This is a genomic window from Paenibacillus sp. LS-5 (assembly GCF_056121505.1).
Genome location: NZ_JBWAVA010000023.1, coordinates 31,182 through 49,507, shown reverse-complemented (window position 1 = coordinate 49,507; position 18,326 = coordinate 31,182). Strand labels below are relative to the sequence as shown.

Below are 18,326 nucleotides of genomic sequence, written 5' to 3'. Positions count from 1 at the left end.
GAAACAGCTAAGCCGTCCTTCTACAGGACGGTACCGTTTCAGTAAGAAATAGAAGGATAATGAATTGCGTGAATCCTATAAATTCTTATATTTAGAAAATAACCCAAAAGCCCGCAGTCAGCGGGCCATTGGGCATTATTCTAGAGAGTTACATTCCAAGTTTCTTTTTGTTCTCTTCATATTTCGTCTGGCGGTAAGCATCGAAGGTCGCTTGACCTTCTTTTTCTTTCTTCGCCAGATACTCGCTCCAGAGCTTATCGAACTCAGCATCGGAGGAAGCCATCAGCAGCTTCGGCAGCGTTTTGCCGCGAAGGGTTTTGAGCTTGGTGGCGATAATGCCTTCAGGCGAGTTGCCTGTAGGATCAATCTGCTGGAATTCCGAAGTGTTGACCGCTTTGCCGCGGGTCCAGTCTTCCAATTGTTTGAAAGGCTCAACTGATTTTGGAGCCCATTGGTCTGTAATATTCGTATTTTGCATCATCCAGAAGGTGAAGGAAGATCCATACTTTTTATCGAAGGCTGCACGGTCCTTGTTCATTAAATCAAAGGCTTCAGGAAGAAACTGATCCTTCCCGTCAATTGTATCATAGCTGACCCCTTTTTCACCCAGATAAAGATCCTTGTTGCCTTCTTCACTGTTCAGGTAGCTGAGGAATTTAATCGCCCGGGCTTTATCCTTCACATCCTTGGAGATCAGCGTTACGGTCCAGCCGGAGATCCCCGGACCGTTCAGTGCCGGAGGGTCCATCTTGGTGTTCGCAGGTCCGTCTACAGCAATATAAGTTTGTTCAGGATTCTTTTGGAAAATGGTGCCGAGCTGTGAAGCAAAGTCAGTGCGTTGATAGAGCATGGCGAAATAGCGGCCTTGTGCGATCTTTTCTTCCATTTGAGCACGTTTGTCAATGAAAATATCCTTAGCCAGCAGTCCGTCCTGGTTGGCCTGACGGAGCGTCTTCATCCAGCGTACATATTCAGGATCGGTTTCGCGGTCATAGACCTTGCCGTCCTTTTCCCAAGGAATGTTCAGGAAGTTCTGAATGTAACCTTCCAGCGAGTCGTTGCCGTTCTCCGTGAACTCATGAAGACCGAGCGGAATAATCGGCTGGCCGTTAATCTCAGGGAATTTCTCCTTCGCCATCTTCAGTGCGTTCAGGAAGCCCTCCGGTGTGCGCATATCCGGACTGCCGATGGCTTCGTAAATATCCTTGCGGACTACAAAGGTCTGGTTGGAGACATAGCTATCACCGTATTTTTTATAATCAGCAGGTGAAGATGAGGAGTTAGGATAGCCGTATACATTGCCGTCCGGTTGTGTGTACCAGCCCAGCTTATCTGCATCGGATACTTTAAAGAAGTACGGGTCGTATTCTTCGGCCAGCTTGTTCAGCGGAAGCACCAGATTGCCCTCGATCATCTTCTTGATCGCATCTTCCCAGAAGCCCAGCGTAATGAAGTCAGGCAGCTTGCCGGAAGCAATCAGAGTGTTGAGCTTCTCATTCTCATTTCCTGCGGGAACGATAAAGTTGATATTTACACCTGTCTTTTTCGTTACGTATTGGGAGGTAGGATCTACACCCCATTTATTCGGAAACCAGGCGAAATTCAGATACCAGTCGAACGTGATCGGTGAGGTGTCGCTTTTCCAGCCCGGCTCATCCGCTGAGATCGCTGATGCAGCCGGCTCTGCCGGTGCTTTGGTAGCCTCTGCCGTCTTTGTAGCGTTGCCCGCGTTATCCTTGCCATTATTTCCGGCATTATTGCCATTCGAACAGCCCGTTGCCGAGAATGCCAGCATCAGCCCCAAGAGCAGCAGTACCATTGCTTTCGGCTTGCGTTTCATGCCCATGCTTATTTACCCCTTTTCTGAGATTGTAGTAAATTATAAGCTCAACTCCATACCCCACATGTACCCGGGTGCCGGAGGAGTTACCTGTTGCTTGAGTGGCTTGAGGCTTAAGTTGCTTACCCCAAGACAAACCTTTAGCCCTTGATCGAGCCAATCATCATGCCCTTTACGAAATAGCGCTGCAGGAACGGATAGACGAATACGATCGGCAGCGTAGTGACCACCATGGTAGCCAGCTTGATAGACTGTGAGGTCACGCTTTTGGTAACACTGCTGCCCTGCACGGCCACCATCATCTGGTTAGAGCTGGACTGTGCCACCACCCGGAACAGGTAAGTCTGAATCGGCTGCAGATCCGGATTGTTGACGTAGATGATACCCGCAAAATAATCATTCCACTGATACACACCATGGAAGAGGGCAATCGTGGCAATGACCGGCATGGATACCGGAAGCACGACCCGCAGGAAGATCGACCAGTCATTGGCACCGTCAATCCGTGCCGCCTCCTCAAGACCCTCGGGAATTTCCCGGAAGAAGGTCATGAAGATAATGAGATCGAAGAAGCTGAACATCACCGGAATGATATAGACCATGAAGTTATCCAGCAGATGCAGGTCCCGGTTCAGCAGAAAGGTCGGGATGAGGCCACCGTTGAAGAATAGGGTAATCGTACCCAGCAGGATATAGAACTTGCCGCCGATGAGCCCTTTACGGGATAACGCGTAGGCCACCATCGCCGTGAAGAACACATGCACCAGCACGCCGAGCACCGTTTTGGCAACGGTAATTCCCATGGCCTGCATGATACCGGGACTCGCAAACACCGCGTCAAAATTCTTCAGGCTGAACATTCGCGGCCACCAGTAAATCCCGCCCAGCATCGCATCATTTCCGTCATTGAAGGCATTAATCAGCACGTACCAGATCGGGTAAAGCGTCAGGAAACAGACACACAGCATAATCAGATTATTGACGATATCAAACAGGGCTTCGCCCTTCGTCTTGCGCTTGAGTGCAAACATTGGTTAAGTCCTCCTTCTAGAACAGCGACGTATCGTTAATTTTTTTGGATACCTGATTGGCAATCAGCAGCAGAATGAGTGCAATGAACGCCTTGATCAGGGTAACCGCCGCAGAGTAGGAGAAGCGGTTCGAGACTATGCCTGTATAGTAGATGTAATAGTCAATTACATTACTGGCGCTGTCATTAAGCGAATTGCGCAGCACCAGGATCTGGTCAAAGTTGGAGTTCAGCACACCGCTGACCGCCAGAATGAAAAGAATGCTGATCGTCGATTTAATCGCCGGCAGTGTGACAAACCACATTTTCTGGAATCGTCCGGCTCCGTCGATCGTCGCTGCTTCGTACATTTCAGGAGAGACCCCGGAGATCGCTGCCAGGTAGATAATTGCGGACCACCCAAGCTCCTTCCAAATGTCGGAGGAAATAATAATCGTCCAGAAATAGCTGGGCTCAGCAAGATAGGTAATCGGCTGATCGATCAGATGCAGTCCCATCAAAATATGGTTCACAATCCCCACATCTGCCAGCCAGGTCGCCAGAATTCCGCCCAGTACCACCCAAGAGAGAAAATGCGGAAGATACGAAATAGTCTGGATCGCTTTTTTGTACCTTAAGGAGCGGACCTCGTTCAGAAACAGTGCAAAGATAATCGGAAGCGGGAAACCGATCAGCAGCTTGATCAAGCTGATGCCCAGTGTATTCTTGATAACATTGACCAGATCATCATCATCCATGAACTCACGGAAGTGCGTCAGCCCCACCCAGGGAGCCTCAGCGATCGATTTCACGATGTTGTATTCCTTGAAGGAAATAATTAGCCCGTACATTGGAATGTAGTTGAAAATAATCATCCAGACCACGCCGAGCAGGGCCATTGTCTGTAAATGGCGCTGGGCCAGAAGCCGCCTCCAGAACGCGCTTCTGGAATCTGAACCGGTTTCGATTTTTGGCGAAAGAAGCGGTTTCATCGCGGTATTTGCTTCGGTGCTGCTTTTGTTCTCCATCATATGGCCTCCAAAATCTGTCTGTCTGCATTTATGTGAAGCGCTTACAGCTCCATGCGTTTATTGTATAGCTTTTCAGGTTGGGCTGTAAGGGCCCAGATTTCGTATTTGGGGGCTGATTTTTCGGCTATAGAATTTGTAGTAAAGTGCGGCTGGCTCGGTGAAAACCGTGACTGCGGGGAATGTTTGGACTTCCGGTCGCTGTTGTATCCAGATTTCTTGATTCATACCGCTTCTAGCGGATGAAATCCGGATACAAAGGCGAACGCTGCCGCTCCTCCAGTTCCAAACTTCCCCTCCGCCACTCCCACCTCCTCAAGCTGGACTTTAAGTTCAAATGAAATAGAAAATCAGGCAGAGTGAGGGGCAAGGAGAGGCTGTTCCGCCTCTCCTTGCCCTTTACTGTCCACTCTGAGATTGATCGACTTACCGTTCTACGATTCAGTGGTAGCTGGTGGCTTAGGCTGCATCAATTACTCCAGCACCGCCCGGATTTCGGCGACATCTCCCCGGCGCAGCGCTTCGGCCTCCGCGCCGCGCAGCAGCGGGCCGGGTATCCGGCTTGCGGTCCCGTCGCGGTAAGCCAGCGTAAGACTCTGAATGGATGCCCCTCCCTCACCGAAAGTGTTCAGATGGCGCGGATTGTAATAGGTAACCCGGGTCTTTCCCAGGAAGGTAAAAGATAACTCCCCCTGCTCATCAAACAGCCAGCCCGGAAGCGCCGGGTCAAAGGATAAGGCCAGTTCCCCGTCTACCACCGAGAATATCCCGCTTCCGGCCATCATCGTCCGCCACATGCTCAGAAACTCTGCGGTGGAGCCGCTAAGTCTGGCGACGAAGCCTCTTCCGTGCGTGCCCGGATCCGGATTGCCGCCCGTGGCGATGAAGGAGGAGTTCTCCAGTGTACTCCGTCCATAGACTGCCGGGTCCAGGAAAGGGATAAGCGAAGTTTTCAGTTCTCCGTAGAACTCCTCATAGAGCCCCGCTTTCAGAAGCTCCAGCAAATATTTGTAGGACATATGCAGAAAGTTAGATTCCCGCTCCAGCCAGCCCGGCGTGAATGCACGCATCCGTCCGATTTCATTGGACTCCTCATCCAGAGAGACTGATGTGCGGTACATCGACGTGACCGGATCATACAGCTCCGTTTGCTTGATCCGGTTGTAGATATCCCGCGCCTCATCCGGACTGTCCAGTGTCTTCAGCCAACGGGCAGGCCCCTCCAGAAAGTATGGCAGCGGAAAGGCCTCGAACGCTTCCACCACCGCCTTAGGCAGACCGTAGCCGCTCATTACCGGCTGCCCGGCCTCATCGGTCACTGCCTGAAACCGCACAGCCTCAAAGCGGAAATAAGTCGGAGTCAGACCACCGCCCAGTTCGACTGCCTGCTCAATCCCGATATTAAGCTTGCTCAGAAATTGGCCCAGCGCCTCACGTATCACCATAAGGTTAACCGGCTGCTCTTCTCCGGTGATACCGAAGCGGATACGCTCCCGGTAGGACTCACGGGCGGATGCTACAGTATCCCAATATTCAAACTGCCCAAGCTCTCCTGCAAGTACAGCCGTTACAGCATGGTTCACCTGCTCCAGCAGCAAGGACATTTCTGTCGGAAGCTTGACGGATAATCCTGATGTTCCAGCCCCCTCTTCATTGCTATCCAGAACCTCTAGCATAAAGACGATCATCCGCTTCAGTTCAAACGTCTCACTCATCCCTGATCCGAATAACCCCGGCAGGCCGTTCATGGCATCATTCCAGCCCGGCTTGTTGCCCTCCATCTCCACACCCATGCCATAAGGGTCCAGTGTGGCAAATTTGTTCAAGGCCAATGACAGCATCTTCACGAACAGACTGGTGCGGTAGATGTCCCCATGTCCGCCTCCGGTGCGGAGCCAGTGCGTCTCCGAAGCCTTTCGCTTCAGCAGATGCAGCTTCTCCTCATCCTCTAGAAGAGCACCATATTGCCGGACCTTGCCGTCACTCAGCACATACTTCTCGCTTCGCGGCAGTACATAGGCCGGGCTGTCATAGAACGCATAGCTCTCATCTCCGAAGAGCAGCTCCTGTCTGCGTTCAGGGAAAATATCCAGATAACCCTCCACCAGATCGAGGTTATACGTCCAGTGGTCGGACCAGAAGCCTTCCCCGAAGGCTGCCTCGATGTTCTGCTGCGACAAAGCCAGCACGCCGCTCAGGAATTCCTGCTCGCTCACCTTTAAGGTAACGTCATAATCAGCAATATAGTTAATCAGGCGTCCTGGAGTGAACCGGCCCGCGCAGAGCTTCACCAGTTCCTCCTGATGATCGGCAACTGAATCGCGAATCCATTCTGCGAGCTGTGGCGCTTTGCCGGGCAGAATTTCAAAGGTAGTCCCCTGAACACTCAGCGGATTGTAGCCATCCGCCTGAATCAGGCTGTAGAACATTTTGATGTTGAAGCTGCCGACCCGGGGATTGAAGAATACATCATTGCGCCGGTTCTGATTCATGTCGCGGAAGTTCCCGTTTCCCTGGGAGTAATATTCCGGCGCCAGCGAGAAAAAGTTGTAATCACGTTCCATGTCGCCATGCTTGCGGGAGAACAGATGCACGACAAAGCCTTCTCCCCCGTTATCGAAGATGAACGGATAGCCGCCACGGAGAAAATTATCCAGATAGGACTGCCGGCAGTACGCATCAAATACCGGCGAAGCGGTACGGGTGGCAATATCTGCTGTCAGCTCTTCAGTCAGGCTGGCAGCTTCCAAGGCTTTGGACATAATGTATTCATCATGGCAGAGAGTATCCGCCTTCCGGTTGATTTTGTCGATATCGTTCACATGTCCAATAATGGTGTTCAGAATCACCTTGCTGCCTGGAGCGAGCGTGCGGGCCGTACCACTGAAGCCGCAGGGAACTTTATTGACGGGATACTGGGGCTGTGCGAGCAGCTCTTCAAGCGGCAGATCAGCAAAACGGTCCGGATAACCAAGCGAAGTATTGCCTCCGAACACCGTCTCGAAGTCCACAACCGGTGCCAGCCGCTCCCCTTCTGCAGTGAAGGACAGATAGAAATGCCCGTTTCGGATTTCACTGACCTGCGCATCATCATTCGTGCTGGATCGCAGCTTGTAGAATGGAATTCCATGGTCCAGATTGTATACTTCCATCCAGCTGCGCAGCAGGTTGCCGATCTCCTTGTACCCGCTATTCTCTACACCATACGGTAAAATCTCCGGCAGACCATCCAGAAGCTCTAATTCAAGCTCCCCTTCGCTTATATTCTCGATTTCTACGCGCCGGACCAATGCAGCGTAATCATCATTCGGCATATTGAAATAGTGGACAGTTGTCTTTAATCCATAGCCCGTATGGGATTCCTCGATCATCAGCCCATTCGGAAGAATCGTCATCTTGCGTTTCGCATCGGAATCAGGCCGTGCCGACTGGAACGGCTCATACACTTCCTGAGCACCCTTTATCTTGATAAACGTGCGAAAGCCGGACGAAGCAACGTTCTTGTAGGAAATATTCGCTGGTGAGAACTCCATAATCGGCGAGTTTTTATCGCGTACCCCAAAGCTGCAGATTCCCTGACCCCTGTTCGTATAAAAGGTCCACATCGGAATGCCCTTCAGTCCTGCCAGTCCGGGCAGAAAGCTCGAAAATGGCTTGCCCTCATGAAACTGTTCGATCACAAAGTTGCCGGAATCAAAATAATAATGGCTCATACATTTGCCTCCTTCAAATTAAACTGCAGCAATTAACGGCATTCTGAACGTGATGAAATTACGAAAAGATAAGATGTGTTGCGATGGAATGCGGCGGTAGCGTGCATTCGGCCAGCTCATCACCAAGCCCCAGAGTCACGATGCATGTATCCTCCCCCTCATTCATGAGAACAACGGCGAGACTGCCGTCCGGATTGCGGAATGCAGTGGACAGAATACCTCCGGCGGCAGACTCCAGGCCAATGCGCATAGCACCGGGAGCAATGAATTTGCTGAAATGCCCAATGTAATAATAGGAACTGTTGTAATGCACCTCATCCGAAGTCGTATCGGCAATCACCGGAGCATCGCAGAAATTGCCCACATGATTCGGCCCCCCGGTCTCGTCGAGCACAAGATTCCAGTCCAGATAGCCTTCCGTCCAGGCGTTCAGATCACCGATCATATTCCGCCCGTAACGTTCACCGGTGAACCATTCGCCCAGACGCACACCGCCCTCCTGGCAGCCCTCCGTGAACAGCAGATGCTTTTCCGGAAAGAGCTCATGCACCTTGGCCACCTTATCGAATTCCTCACCGCCGTACCAGTGAATGCCTGTACCCCATACATACCTGGCAGCTTCCGGGTCGGACAACACGGTAGAGGCGCGTTCGACCATGATATCGCGGTTGTGGTCCCAGATTACGATGTTTACATCCGCCATTCCCGCCTCATGCATCACAGGGCCCAGATGGGTTTTGACAAAATCCCGCTCCTCCTCCGCACTGTACACACAGGAATCCCAAGTCTGTACGGCTGCGGGCTCATTCTGTACGGAGACGGCCCAGACCGGAATGCCCTCCTTGCGGTAAGCTTCTATGAATTTGGTATAATACCGCGCCCAGACTGCTGCGTACTCCGGCTTCAGCGAACCGCCGTTGTTCATCTCCCCATTGGTCTTCATCCAGGCCGGCGGGCTCCAGGGGGAAGCCAGCATCGTCAAAGGCCCGCCTCTGACTTCCATCGCGTCTTTAATCAGCGGAAGCACCCACTTGTGGTCATGGGAAATATCAAAAGTCGCGAGCTCCGCATCCCCCTCCTGAACATAGGTATAATTCCCGAGGGCAAAATCGCAGCTGTGGATATGCACACGCCCCATGCTGTAGTTCAATCCTTCCTCAGGATGAAAATACCTCCGGATGACCTCCGCCCGCTTCCCGGGGCTCATCCGGGACAGGGTATAGGCCGCCGCCTCTGTGAAAGCGCCCCCAAAACCAAGCATTTGCTGAAACTCCCGTTCCGGCTGCAATTGTACATCCGCCTTCTCATCGGTTGTGCGGACTCTGAATACGATTGCCTCTACTGGGCTTAAGCGTTCTCCTGTGTCCTTGGCGGTCATCACTGTGCGTACTTTTGTCAATTCATCCATCTCCTTTTAGTTGTACTTATATGATAATCGAAACCGGTTTCGATTATTTCGAAAAAAAATGCGCACCCGGCGGAACTCTTTATTTTCCGCCCGGCGGTGCGCAGGAATCCCGTACGACTACCTCCACCGGAAGTAGCAGTGCTTCCTTCTCTTGTCTTTTGCCGTCGATTGAAGCAAGCAGAATCTCTGCCGCCCGGGTCCCGAGCTTTTCCGTATCCTGCCGAATGGTAGTCAGTGCCGGTGTTACATAGGCGGCAAGCTCAATATCATCATAGCCGAGGACTGAAATATCGGAAGGAACAGAGAGACCTTTGTCTTTGGCTGCCATCACTGCGCCCAATGCCAGCAGGTCACCCGAAGCAAATACAGCCGTAGGACGCTCCGGCAGCTCAAGCAGCTTCAGCATAGCAGCATAACCGCTTTCCCTCGAGAAAAAAGCTCCCTCAGCGATGTATCCTTCCCGCACCTCAAGCCCCTGCAGCTCCATTGCCGCTATGTACCCGAGCTCGCGCTGGCTTCCCGGAAAGGAGTTCTCGCCCCCGGAAATATGGGCAATTCTACGGTGACCCAAAGACGCCAGGTAATTCACCGCCAGATGCGCTCCTTCCATATTATCCGAACATACCGTATGCGACTGTGATGTATCATAATCCAGAATAACCGTAGGAATATCACTTTCGAGCAGCTCCAGAAAATAAGGGTCGTCATAGTCAGACAAGAAGACCACAACTCCATCCACCCCGCGAATGCGGCAATTCTCCAGATATCCGCTCTGCTTGCCGCCGACATCCTTGGAGATGAACATCAGCGCATACCCTTTAGCTACCGCAACCTGCTTGAAGCTCTCGATGACCGCACTGAAAAAGGGATGGCGTATCCCCGCCCCGGTTCCCTCTACAAACAGCACACCGATCGTCCATGACTTCTTGGTGGTCAAGGTACGGGCATGGGCGTTTGGCAAATACCCCATTTCCTGAGCCGTCCGCAATATGTCCTGACGGGTTTTCTCCCGCACATCGGAATAATTGTTGAACGCCTTGGACACTGTCGTTGGCGAGTAGCCGGTTTTTTTGGCTATATCATAAATCGTTGTCAATCCGGTTCACTCCCGCCGGCCCACTATGAAAGCCCTTTTATATTCACTGCCATTCTAACGCCTTTAGGTCCCGCCGTCCAGCAGAAATTAGGAGATCTCTCCCCACCCTGTCTGCTGTGTGATTCACCGTTCTTTGCGTTATACTAAAGCTACCACAAAAAAGAAGGGGACTGGACAGGCGTATTCAAGACGGCCTTCCACACATACCTATGACCGATATCCATCAGCCATTAACCAAACAATGCGCCTACTGTCAGCAGTATAAACCTCTAACTGAATTCCGCAGGCGCACCGGCAAGCGCTCCAAAGGCCAGTCCCGCCGCGGTGCCTGCCGGGATTGCCGCAAGGAGCTTCTGGCGAATAGACCCAAGCCGGCTGTGCGGGGAAAAGGGACTGCAGCAATTTCGGCTACAGTGATCTCCGATGCGGGATTGACCGATACGCTCGTGCTTACGCGTCATCCGCTCCCCCCGGTCCCGCCTGCTTCAGCTTCCAAGCCCGCTGTACCTGGAGCCCATAAGCCTTCCCCGCCGGGACGATCCAAGGATGGCCAGGCAGCTCCATCGGCACACGGGATCAAGGGCAAAGCACGGCCACGCGGAGCAGACCCCCGGTATAAGGCGCCGCAGATTAGAGGACCGAAGCCTGATCCCCAGGACGCATCTGCCCTCATTCCCTCATCCAAAGGCATGATTCTCATGCGGGGGCACAGCGATAAGGGGCGGCGCTGGCATCAGGAAATCGACCTTGAGCTTGCTGTAACCCTCGTCAGGGAGCATGCCGCCGTGGTAGTGAACCGCCGTACGATCCGCCGAATCTACAGCAATAAGGATTTCCGCGCATTTATTCTGACCAGGGATAACTATACATGCCATTTCTGCGGTTTGTACGGAGATACCATAGATCATTTGCTGCCCCGTGCCAAAGGGGGCCACACTACGCCGGACAACTGTGTCTGCGCCTGCAATCTGTGCAACCAGACCAAAGCTGACCAGTATGTGGAGGAGTTCATGGGACGGTAAAAAAAAGCGCTCTCGGACCGGGAATATGCTGTTCAGGAGAACGGCAGCCCAGGGCCGGGAGCGCTACTTTTATTTACGTAATGTGCTTGACCCGTCCAACTTTACCGTCAGTTAGCCTTACCTTGATGCCGTGCGGATGGCGAGGCGAATTGGTTAAAATATCTTTGACTACGCCATGTGTGAGTTTGCCCGTAGGCTGATCCTGTTTCAGTACAATATCCACCTCAAGCCCGGCACGGATATCTGCTCTAACTTGCCCGTTCATGATGCGTTCCCCCTCTCAAGTTATAATAGAATTAATAATTCAGATTAAGGATAAGGATGAGACAACAATGGCCTTCGGTATTAACAGAGAAGAATTGAGCCGCTGGAAACAGGCGGTCTCCGCAGGAGAAATCGCTTTCCTGACCCATTATTGGCTCGACCCGCGCTTTCCGGGGATGACCACAGTAACCAAAGTCGGCTGCAGCAATCTGGACCGCCTGAGAAGCTGGTGCGAGCAGCATGGGCTTCCGTCCCGGTATATCCATAACCGCAGACCTTTTCCGCATTTCGATCTTATGGGACCGAAGCAGCCGGAGATCCTCCGGCAGGAAGGGCAATGGGAGCAGCTCGAAAGGTTCCATATGCTCTGAGCCAAGGCTGCACCCCTACGCGGTTATGATGTCCTAATACAAGCTGCATACTATTTCTTATTCTTCAGATCCTTCATAATTTTCCGTCCGGTCGGAGTCTGGGCCAGTCCGCCTCCGGCTGTCTCCCGGTGCTTCTCCGGCATAGCCGATCCAACCTCCAGCATGACCTTGATGACCTCGTCAGAAGGAATTACGCTGCGTACCCCGGCCAGCGCCATATCGGCAGCAGCCAGCGCCGTAACGGCTCCGAAGCCGTTGCGGACGATGCAGGGAATCTCCACAAGTCCGCCCACAGGATCACAGATCAGCCCCAGTGTATTTTTGAGCGCAAGACCAACGGCATGGACGGCTTGAGCCGGAGTTCCACCGCGCAGTTCAGTAAGTGCGCCCGCTGCCATTCCGATGGCTGAGCCAACCTCAGCCTGGCAGCCGCCCTCCGCTCCGGAGACAAATGAATTATTGGCAATTACATACCCTATCGCTCCGGCCGCGAACAGACCGGACACCATATAGTCATCATCCCAGCCGAACCGCTCCTGGCAGCTCAGAAAGACACCGGGAATAATTCCGCAGGAGCCGGCTGTCGGTGTTGCGATAATGCGGCCCATGGATGCATTGACCTCCGATACAGCCAGTGCGTAGGCCATAGCCTGACCGGCAGGTCCGCCGAGACAAGGCTCATCCGCTGTGTTATAGGCGGCAACCCGCTGGGCGTCCAGTCCTGTCAGTCCGCTGCGCGAGGTCGTATCCTCGGTCATGCCGCGGTGGACGGCTTCTTTCATTACGCCATAATACTGGCTCATGGTAGCAAATTCCTGTTCCTTGGACCGTCCGGATTCTTCACTCTGCTGCTCCAGCATCAAAGCGCCGATCCCCATTTCCCGTTCCTCGCATAATACGGCCAGCTGGCTTAAGGTTTGAAAATTCATGGTGTGTTGTCCTTCCCTTTCTGTTCTTGCGGAGCTTCATTCAGATCTACTACCTTAACGGATTGGACGGCAGGCAGTGCACTTAGCTCATGCAGCAGCTCCGGCGTCGCCGCTTCGTCCATCTCCAGCACTGTCAGAGCTGCACCGCTGCGGTTTTTACGGTCCAGCGACATATGCCCGATATTGAACTGGCCTCTGCGCATGACATCCGTAACACTGGCGAGTACCCCCAGGTAATCCATATGATTAATCAGTACGGTGGGATACATTCCCGTCAGCTTCACTCCAAAACCGTCAATATCCACAATTTCAATATTCCCGCCGCCGATGGATATTCCGGTAAGTGTTAATTCTGTGCCTGTCTGAGCACCTGTTAAGTGTAGCCTTACTGTATTGGGATGAGGGAACAGACCCGTCCCCTCACCGAAGGAAACCGTCATCCCGGCCTCGGCTGCAAGTTCGATAGAATCAGGCAGACGTGAATCGTCCGTAGCGAAATCCAGCAGTCCGCCGGCAATCGCCCGGTCCGTCCCATGCCCTTGATACGTCGCAGCAAAAGAGCCGAAGAAAGTTACCTCGGCCGAAGACGCCGGTTCGCCCAGCACCTGCCGGGCAGCCCTTCCGATCCTTGCCGCGCCTGCTGTATGCGAACTGGAAGGCCCGACCATGGCCGGACCGATAATTGAGAATACATCTTTGAAACGCATTGTTCAGATCTCCACCTATCAAAATTCGACAATATACTTCACTTCTATATTATACTGCAGCCGCGTAAAAGCTACACTATGACATTATCTGTTACCTAAAAGGTATTCCGGGAAAACAGGACAATGCCGTCCCGCTCCTGCCACCCAATTCCAGCCCAGAAGCTGCGGCCGAGGCTGTTCCCCTCTATCACCATCAGATGACATTTGTCGATACCCTCCTGAAGCAGCCTGTCCAGACAGCGCGAAACCATCCCACGGCCGACTCCTTTACCGCGGCTGTCCCTGCTGACTGCCACATGATACATATACCCCCTTCGTCCGTCATGTCCGCACATGGCTGTACCGGCAAGCGTACCGTCCTCATTCTCGCAGACCTGGCTCATTCCAGGGTTACGCTCCAGATAGCGGAGAATTTCTTTCCGGGAATCTGCTTGACTAAGGTTCATGCCCGCCGTATTCTCCCATAAATGATATGCGGCTTCATAATCATCGGCAATCATAGGTCTGAACTTCATGCTCTTTCCCCATCTCCGTTTATATTTAGTATGTATAGATAAGTCGTTTGATCCCTTTCATCAGACATCAGAGTCGCACGCTTTTCTGGGCGGATGCATAAAAATATACAGGAAACCAGAACACACCCGAGGAGTGTCGCTAATGAATCCTGTTTACCCCTATTACGGAGAACGTACAGTCTGCCGTGTGCAGCCTATAGGCTTTCCTCCGCAGCACCAGGACCGCCAGCCGGGTCTGGAGAGCCTGATGATGCCCCGGCCTATCAGCGAGAACCCGGAGAGCCGCGGCAGCGGAAAGCTGAGCGGCAAAGTGGCGCTCATCACGGGCGGAGACAGCGGGATCGGCAAAGCCGCTGCGATTGCTTTTGCCAAAGAAGGTGCCGATGTCGCCATTGCCTACTTATACGAAGCTTCGGATGCGGAAGCCACGCAGCGGCGTATTGAAGAGCTGGGGCAACGCTGCCTGCGGATTCAGACAGATTTGCGGTACAAAGCTAACTGTACCCAGGCGGTGGAACACACCGTGCAGACCTTCGGCAAATTGGACATCCTGGTTAACAATCATGGTGTGCAGTATCCGCAGCAGAGCCTTCTGGATATCTCGGAGGCGCAGCTCTACGAGACGTACCGCACGAATATTTTCCCGTTCTTCTTCCTGACACAGGCCGCGCTGCCGCATATGAAACAAGGAACAGCGATCATTAATACAGCTTCTGTTACAGCATATCAGGGAAAAAAAGATCTTATCGATTATTCGTCCACCAAAGGCGCTATCGTCTCGTTCACCCGCTCGCTCGCCCTGTCGCTGGCCGATCAGGGAATCCGTGTGAACAGTGTGGCTCCAGGACCTGTATGGACTCCGTTGATTCCTTCCAGCTTTTCTGCTGAAGAGACCAGCGTTTTTGGTAGCGACACCCCATTCAAGCGGGCTGCCCAGCCCTATGAGTTGGCCGGCGCTTATGTCTATTTAGCGGGTCCCGATTCTTCTTATGTTACTGGAACCTGTATTCACGTAAATGGAGGGGACATGGTTACTAGCTAACCAGCCGCTTGCGGGATGGATCATCCCGTAAGCCGTGTTCACTTCCCTGAAAGGATGTAAAAGATGAACAAGCTAAAAGATTACGATCTTCCGTCCGTCCGTCTAAGCGCAGGCATGTACGCATTAACCAAACTGTCTGCCACCGGTTTGACATTTATGCTGGTCTCCCTCGTCATGCTGGCATTCCCGCATACCGGTGGCGTGCCGGAAGGCTGGCCGACCTCGGTGCCTTACGCCATCTATGCCTACGGACTGCCAGCTGCTCTAGTCGCAGATGCCCTGCTTCACGTGTTCCGCTCCACTTCGCTTCTCCCGGCCCTCTGCCTGTATGCCGTCACCGGCTATGGCGCAGGCTTGTGGCTCGCCTCTGAGCAGGGCGGAGACGCGGTATCCTGCGGCATCGCCGGAATATTTGCACTGCTACTGTTCCGGCTTGCACAACTGGCCGGAGAGCGGCAGCCGCTACTGCTTCCGGTATTTGCCCTGTTTGTCCCGCTGCTCTGCCTGGTGCTGTTCTAAGCTGTGCTTAGAGCCCTCCGGAATCAGAGCGCCTCGATGATATCCCCGGCGATGAGCGCCGCCGGATCATGGCGCAGGCGGGCCGCCCTCTCCCCCGCCAGCCCGTGCAAATAGACTCCAAAAGCCGCTGCCTGCGCGGCATTCAGCCCCTGTGCGAGCAATCCCGCAATGATGCCGGTCAGCACATCGCCCGCACCACCGGTCCCCATACCCGGATGACCTGTAATATTGATATAAGCTTCGCCTTCAGGTGTTGCAATGACCGTGTGGGCTCCTTTGAGTACAAGGGTAACCCCATGCTCCCCGGCATAAGCCAGCGCCAGACCGATCCGGTCCCGCTGCACCTCAGCTGTGGATAGCCCGGAAAGCCGGGCCATCTCCCCCGGATGAGGGGTCAGGATCACCGGATGGCGGCGGCTTGCCCAAGCGCTGTAGTCGCTGTCCGCCAGAATATTCAGCGCATCGGCATCGATGACCAGCGGAGCTTCGATGCCTTCCCACAGCGCACACAGCCATTCCCCGTCACCCTCAAACCGGCCAAGCCCAGGTCCCACGGCGGTGACATCTCTTCCGCTGCTGAGCCGCAGCACTTCTGCGGCAGTCCCTGCGCTCCAGGCTCCGTTCTCCCCGCCGGCTGCTGCCAGCATAAGCTCGGGGGCTGCGCCGATAACAAAGGCAAGCAGCTTCTCAGGCAGCGCCCAGGTCACCAGGCCACAGCCAGCGCGCAGCGCTGCGCGGGAGGCCAGCAGGCCGGCACCGCTCATGCTGAGGCTTCCTGCCGCCACCAGCACATGCCCGTAGGTGCCCTTGTGGCCTTCGGGCGACCGGCGGCGCGACACGTCGACCTGCAGACGTGTCCGCAGCACCTCCGGCGTCAGCAGGCTGACCGGGACGCCGCTCTCCCGGGCCAAGGCAGCAGGGATGCCAATGGAGCGGACCACCACATGCCCGGCGCTGGCTGAGCCGGGATACTGCAGCAGCCCGCGCTTAAGGAACGCGAGGCAGACTGTCACTGCCGCATGAATGCAAGGCTCATGCGCCTGGCCTGTGTCCGCATCCAGCCCGCTCGGGATGTCTGCGGACACAATGGGCTTGCCGCTGCCGTTCGCAGCGGCAATAAGATCCGCATAGGCACCGCGCGGAGCTCCCGCGCTGCCCGTGCCGAGCAGCGCATCCAGGATGCCGCTGCATGCGGCAAAGTCTACCCGGTCCCGGCCGTAGACTACGGCGGGCAGGCCCATGGCTGCAGCGGCACGCTGCTGCAGCGCGGCTTCGCCGGCCAGCGACTCCGGCGCGGCCGCGTACACCAGCGTGACGGCGATGCCCGCCTCACGCAGGTGCCTGGCGGCGGCGATGCCGTCGCCGCCGTTATTACCTTTGCCGACGAGGACGAGCCAATGCTCGGCGTCGGCACGCCCCAGGGTCAGCGCGCGATCTCCGCTGACCGTGAACCCCGGCGGCCGGATCCCCGGGCCGCCGCTTCCCAGTGCTCCGGCGTCACCCAGTCCGCCTGAACCATATGCTCCTCCGGTCCGACTCCTGCCCGCTGCGCCCGCATCTCCCCGCCCCAAGCCGCATCTCCCCTCAGCATCGCCTGTTCCGCCTGCCTGGCTCCATGCAGCAGGGGTATCGCTCCCGCCGGCTGCGTCACGGCAGAACCGGATGATCTCCTCCGCAATGGCCCTGCCCGCATTTTCCATCAGCGCAATAGCCGGAATACCCAGCACTTCAATGGTCTGCCGGTCCAGCTCCCGCATTTCCTCCGCAGTTACCATATACATAACCCAGCCCCCTTTTTAGCTGCTTCGTTGGCAGCCTGAGAATCTCGTCCTTCCAGTGGACACCAGATACATCCTTATCTTCAATAAAAGCCCTCCGGTCACGGAAGGCCCTATATCATATAGTTACGGCGGGTGTTGCAAGGTTAGCCTGTATCCGGCTCAATATCCAACGGTAAACCGGGTGCGGCTGAAATTCCCTTCCTCCAGCTCGTCAACAACAGCTACGGCAAAATCCTCCACGCTGATGCTGCTGTCCCCGTTCTCATCCGCCACCAGCCGGTCCAGGCCAATGCGGAACTGCCCCGTCCGTCGGCCCGGGCGGATCGTGGCCGGCGGGCTGATGTACGTATAGTCGAGCTCAGAGCCGCTATAGATTTCGTAGGCATGTCCATGAGCTTGCGCAAGCGGGCGGAACTTCTCCGGGAACCCCTGTGAATCCATAAGCCACTCGCCAGACTCCGTCTTCAGACTTCCTGCTCCGCCGACAACAAGCAGCCGCTCAAGACCTGCAGCCTGCATGCCCGCAAGCAGACTCTCGGCCGCACGCACCAGGTCGTTCTCCCGTCCGGCAGCGGGGCCAAAGGCACTGATCACCTCTTCATGTCCGCGCACTGCCTTCGTTACCGACACCGGGTCGAGAATATCAGCAGTGGCTACATGCAGACGCTCATGCTCCAGCTCCAGTGAGGCCGGATTTCGGACCACGGCAGTGACCTCATGTTTTCTTTTTAACGCTTCCTGTACAATAGCTCTGCCAATCGTTCCTGTTGCCCCAAAAACTACAACATCCATATCCTAATTTCCTCCCTTTATCCTGCTCTATATCCAAAATGGTTACCCTATATTAGCGCCGCAGGAACATTTCCTGCGAATCAGGCATGACTGGCTCCTAAATCTTACTGCGCACTTATTCTGTTACCCATAATATATGACCGTACCCCTGCCAAGCAAGAATAGCCCGTCTCCATCCCATACCCAAAGAGTTGAAACATTATCCGTGGTACGGCGTACAATGACTCAGGGAAGTTCTTCTTGTAAGCTGCAATATTCTAGACCTATATTCATGGGTAAATGTGGATTAA

Annotated in this window: 16 protein-coding genes; 4 read left to right on the top strand and 12 right to left on the bottom strand. The window is 54.4% G+C overall.

Features of this window, described 5'->3' with window-relative positions; all coding sequences use genetic code 11:
* Positions 1–148 precede the first annotated feature (148 nt).
* The 6 genes from AC0MA3_RS24030 to AC0MA3_RS24005 form a co-directional block, all read right to left on the bottom strand.
* Positions 149–1,846 carry a type 2 periplasmic-binding domain-containing protein gene (locus tag AC0MA3_RS24030; RefSeq protein WP_474658097.1) on the bottom strand — a complete coding sequence of 566 codons (1,698 nt, stop codon included), beginning with the start codon at positions 1,844–1,846 and terminating at the stop codon, positions 149–151.
* Between the two features lie 134 nt (positions 1,847–1,980).
* Positions 1,981–2,871, bottom strand: coding sequence for a carbohydrate ABC transporter permease (locus AC0MA3_RS24025; protein WP_379158271.1), 891 nt, complete (start codon positions 2,869–2,871; stop codon positions 1,981–1,983).
* A gap of 16 nt (positions 2,872–2,887) precedes the next feature.
* A complete protein-coding gene (locus AC0MA3_RS24020; RefSeq protein ID WP_474658096.1) occupies positions 2,888–3,877 on the bottom strand; it encodes an ABC transporter permease in 990 nt (329 codons plus the stop codon).
* Positions 3,878–4,350: 473 nt separating this feature from the next.
* Positions 4,351–7,590, bottom strand: a complete 3,240-nt coding sequence (locus tag AC0MA3_RS24015; RefSeq protein ID WP_474658095.1) for a cellobiose phosphorylase — start codon at positions 7,588–7,590, stop codon at positions 4,351–4,353.
* A gap of 58 nt (positions 7,591–7,648) precedes the next feature.
* Positions 7,649–8,998: a glycoside hydrolase family 30 protein gene (locus AC0MA3_RS24010; protein WP_474658094.1), complete on the bottom strand. Its 1,350-nt coding sequence runs from the start codon at positions 8,996–8,998 to the stop codon at positions 7,649–7,651.
* A gap of 79 nt (positions 8,999–9,077) precedes the next feature.
* On the bottom strand, positions 9,078–10,094 hold the full coding sequence (locus AC0MA3_RS24005; RefSeq protein ID WP_379158259.1) for a LacI family DNA-binding transcriptional regulator: 1,017 nt from the start codon (positions 10,092–10,094) through the stop codon (positions 9,078–9,080).
* A gap of 209 nt (positions 10,095–10,303) precedes the next feature.
* On the opposite strand from AC0MA3_RS24005, the gene AC0MA3_RS24000 reads away from it, so the two are divergent.
* Entirely contained in the window at positions 10,304–11,116 is an 813-nt protein-coding gene (locus tag AC0MA3_RS24000; protein ID WP_474658093.1) for an HNH endonuclease, read from the top strand.
* A gap of 73 nt (positions 11,117–11,189) precedes the next feature.
* Here AC0MA3_RS24000 and AC0MA3_RS23995 read toward each other — a convergent pair whose 3' ends face one another.
* Positions 11,190–11,381, bottom strand: a complete 192-nt coding sequence (locus tag AC0MA3_RS23995; RefSeq protein ID WP_474658092.1) for a YwbE family protein — start codon at positions 11,379–11,381, stop codon at positions 11,190–11,192.
* Between the two features lie 67 nt (positions 11,382–11,448).
* Between AC0MA3_RS23995 and AC0MA3_RS23990 the strand changes: the two genes are divergently transcribed.
* Entirely contained in the window at positions 11,449–11,751 is a 303-nt protein-coding gene (locus AC0MA3_RS23990) for a hypothetical protein (protein ID WP_379158251.1), read from the top strand.
* Between the two features lie 50 nt (positions 11,752–11,801).
* Here AC0MA3_RS23990 and sdaAA read toward each other — a convergent pair whose 3' ends face one another.
* The 3 genes from sdaAA to AC0MA3_RS23975 all read right to left on the bottom strand — a co-directional run bounded on the left by sdaAA (position 11,802) and on the right by AC0MA3_RS23975 (position 13,902).
* Positions 11,802–12,680 carry an L-serine ammonia-lyase, iron-sulfur-dependent, subunit alpha gene (sdaAA, locus tag AC0MA3_RS23985; protein ID WP_474658091.1) on the bottom strand — a complete coding sequence of 293 codons (879 nt, stop codon included), beginning with the start codon at positions 12,678–12,680 and terminating at the stop codon, positions 11,802–11,804.
* Entirely contained in the window at positions 12,677–13,387 is a 711-nt protein-coding gene (gene sdaAB, locus AC0MA3_RS23980; RefSeq protein ID WP_474658090.1) for an L-serine ammonia-lyase, iron-sulfur-dependent subunit beta, read from the bottom strand. Before sdaAB ends, sdaAA begins: the two co-directional genes overlap by 4 nt.
* Positions 13,388–13,482: 95 nt before the next feature.
* On the bottom strand, positions 13,483–13,902 hold the full coding sequence (locus tag AC0MA3_RS23975) for a GNAT family N-acetyltransferase (protein ID WP_474658089.1): 420 nt from the start codon (positions 13,900–13,902) through the stop codon (positions 13,483–13,485).
* A gap of 142 nt (positions 13,903–14,044) precedes the next feature.
* Between AC0MA3_RS23975 and AC0MA3_RS23970 the strand changes: the two genes are divergently transcribed.
* Complete coding sequence (locus AC0MA3_RS23970) at positions 14,045–14,944, top strand: SDR family oxidoreductase (protein WP_379158238.1); 900 nt, start codon at positions 14,045–14,047, stop codon at positions 14,942–14,944.
* A gap of 63 nt (positions 14,945–15,007) precedes the next feature.
* A complete protein-coding gene (locus AC0MA3_RS23965; RefSeq protein ID WP_474658088.1) occupies positions 15,008–15,463 on the top strand; it encodes a hypothetical protein in 456 nt (151 codons plus the stop codon).
* 23 nt (positions 15,464–15,486) lie between these two features.
* On the opposite strand, the gene AC0MA3_RS23960 is transcribed toward AC0MA3_RS23965, so the two are convergent.
* Both AC0MA3_RS23960 and AC0MA3_RS23955 read right to left on the bottom strand, forming a co-directional pair.
* The gene (locus tag AC0MA3_RS23960) at positions 15,487–17,244 is read right to left on the bottom strand and encodes an NAD(P)H-hydrate dehydratase (RefSeq protein WP_474658087.1); all 1,758 of its coding nucleotides are present in this window, start codon (positions 17,242–17,244) and stop codon (positions 15,487–15,489) included.
* Positions 17,245–17,403: 159 nt separating this feature from the next.
* Positions 17,404–18,036 (bottom strand): NAD(P)-dependent oxidoreductase, encoded by a 633-nt coding sequence (locus AC0MA3_RS23955; protein ID WP_474658086.1) that lies wholly within the window; start codon positions 18,034–18,036, stop codon positions 17,404–17,406.
* Positions 18,037–18,326: the final 290 nt, after the last annotated feature.

Excerpts from the sequence above, each read along its gene's own strand:
- AC0MA3_RS24030 (WP_474658097.1), bottom strand. The coding sequence starts at position 1,846 with ATGGGCATGAAACGCAAGCCGAAAGCAATGGTACTGCTGCTCTTGGGG.
- AC0MA3_RS24025 (WP_379158271.1), bottom strand. The coding sequence starts at position 2,871 with ATGTTTGCACTCAAGCGCAAGACGAAGGGCGAAGCCCTGTTTGATATC.
- AC0MA3_RS24020 (WP_474658096.1), bottom strand. The coding sequence starts at position 3,877 with ATGGAGAACAAAAGCAGCACCGAAGCAAATACCGCGATGAAACCGCTT.
- AC0MA3_RS24015 (WP_474658095.1), bottom strand. The coding sequence starts at position 7,590 with ATGAGCCATTATTATTTTGATTCCGGCAACTTTGTGATCGAACAGTTT.
- AC0MA3_RS24010 (WP_474658094.1), bottom strand. The coding sequence starts at position 8,998 with ATGGATGAATTGACAAAAGTACGCACAGTGATGACCGCCAAGGACACA.
- AC0MA3_RS24000 (WP_474658093.1), top strand. The coding sequence starts at position 10,304 with ATGACCGATATCCATCAGCCATTAACCAAACAATGCGCCTACTGTCAG.
- AC0MA3_RS23995 (WP_474658092.1), bottom strand. The coding sequence starts at position 11,381 with ATGAACGGGCAAGTTAGAGCAGATATCCGTGCCGGGCTTGAGGTGGAT.
- AC0MA3_RS23990 (WP_379158251.1), top strand. The coding sequence starts at position 11,449 with ATGGCCTTCGGTATTAACAGAGAAGAATTGAGCCGCTGGAAACAGGCG.
- sdaAA (WP_474658091.1), bottom strand. The coding sequence starts at position 12,680 with ATGAATTTTCAAACCTTAAGCCAGCTGGCCGTATTATGCGAGGAACGG.
- sdaAB (WP_474658090.1), bottom strand. The coding sequence starts at position 13,387 with ATGCGTTTCAAAGATGTATTCTCAATTATCGGTCCGGCCATGGTCGGG.
- AC0MA3_RS23975 (WP_474658089.1), bottom strand. The coding sequence starts at position 13,902 with ATGAAGTTCAGACCTATGATTGCCGATGATTATGAAGCCGCATATCAT.
- AC0MA3_RS23970 (WP_379158238.1), top strand. The coding sequence starts at position 14,045 with ATGAATCCTGTTTACCCCTATTACGGAGAACGTACAGTCTGCCGTGTG.
- AC0MA3_RS23965 (WP_474658088.1), top strand. The coding sequence starts at position 15,008 with ATGAACAAGCTAAAAGATTACGATCTTCCGTCCGTCCGTCTAAGCGCA.
- AC0MA3_RS23960 (WP_474658087.1), bottom strand. The coding sequence starts at position 17,244 with ATGTATATGGTAACTGCGGAGGAAATGCGGGAGCTGGACCGGCAGACC.
- AC0MA3_RS23955 (WP_474658086.1), bottom strand. The coding sequence starts at position 18,036 with ATGGATGTTGTAGTTTTTGGGGCAACAGGAACGATTGGCAGAGCTATT.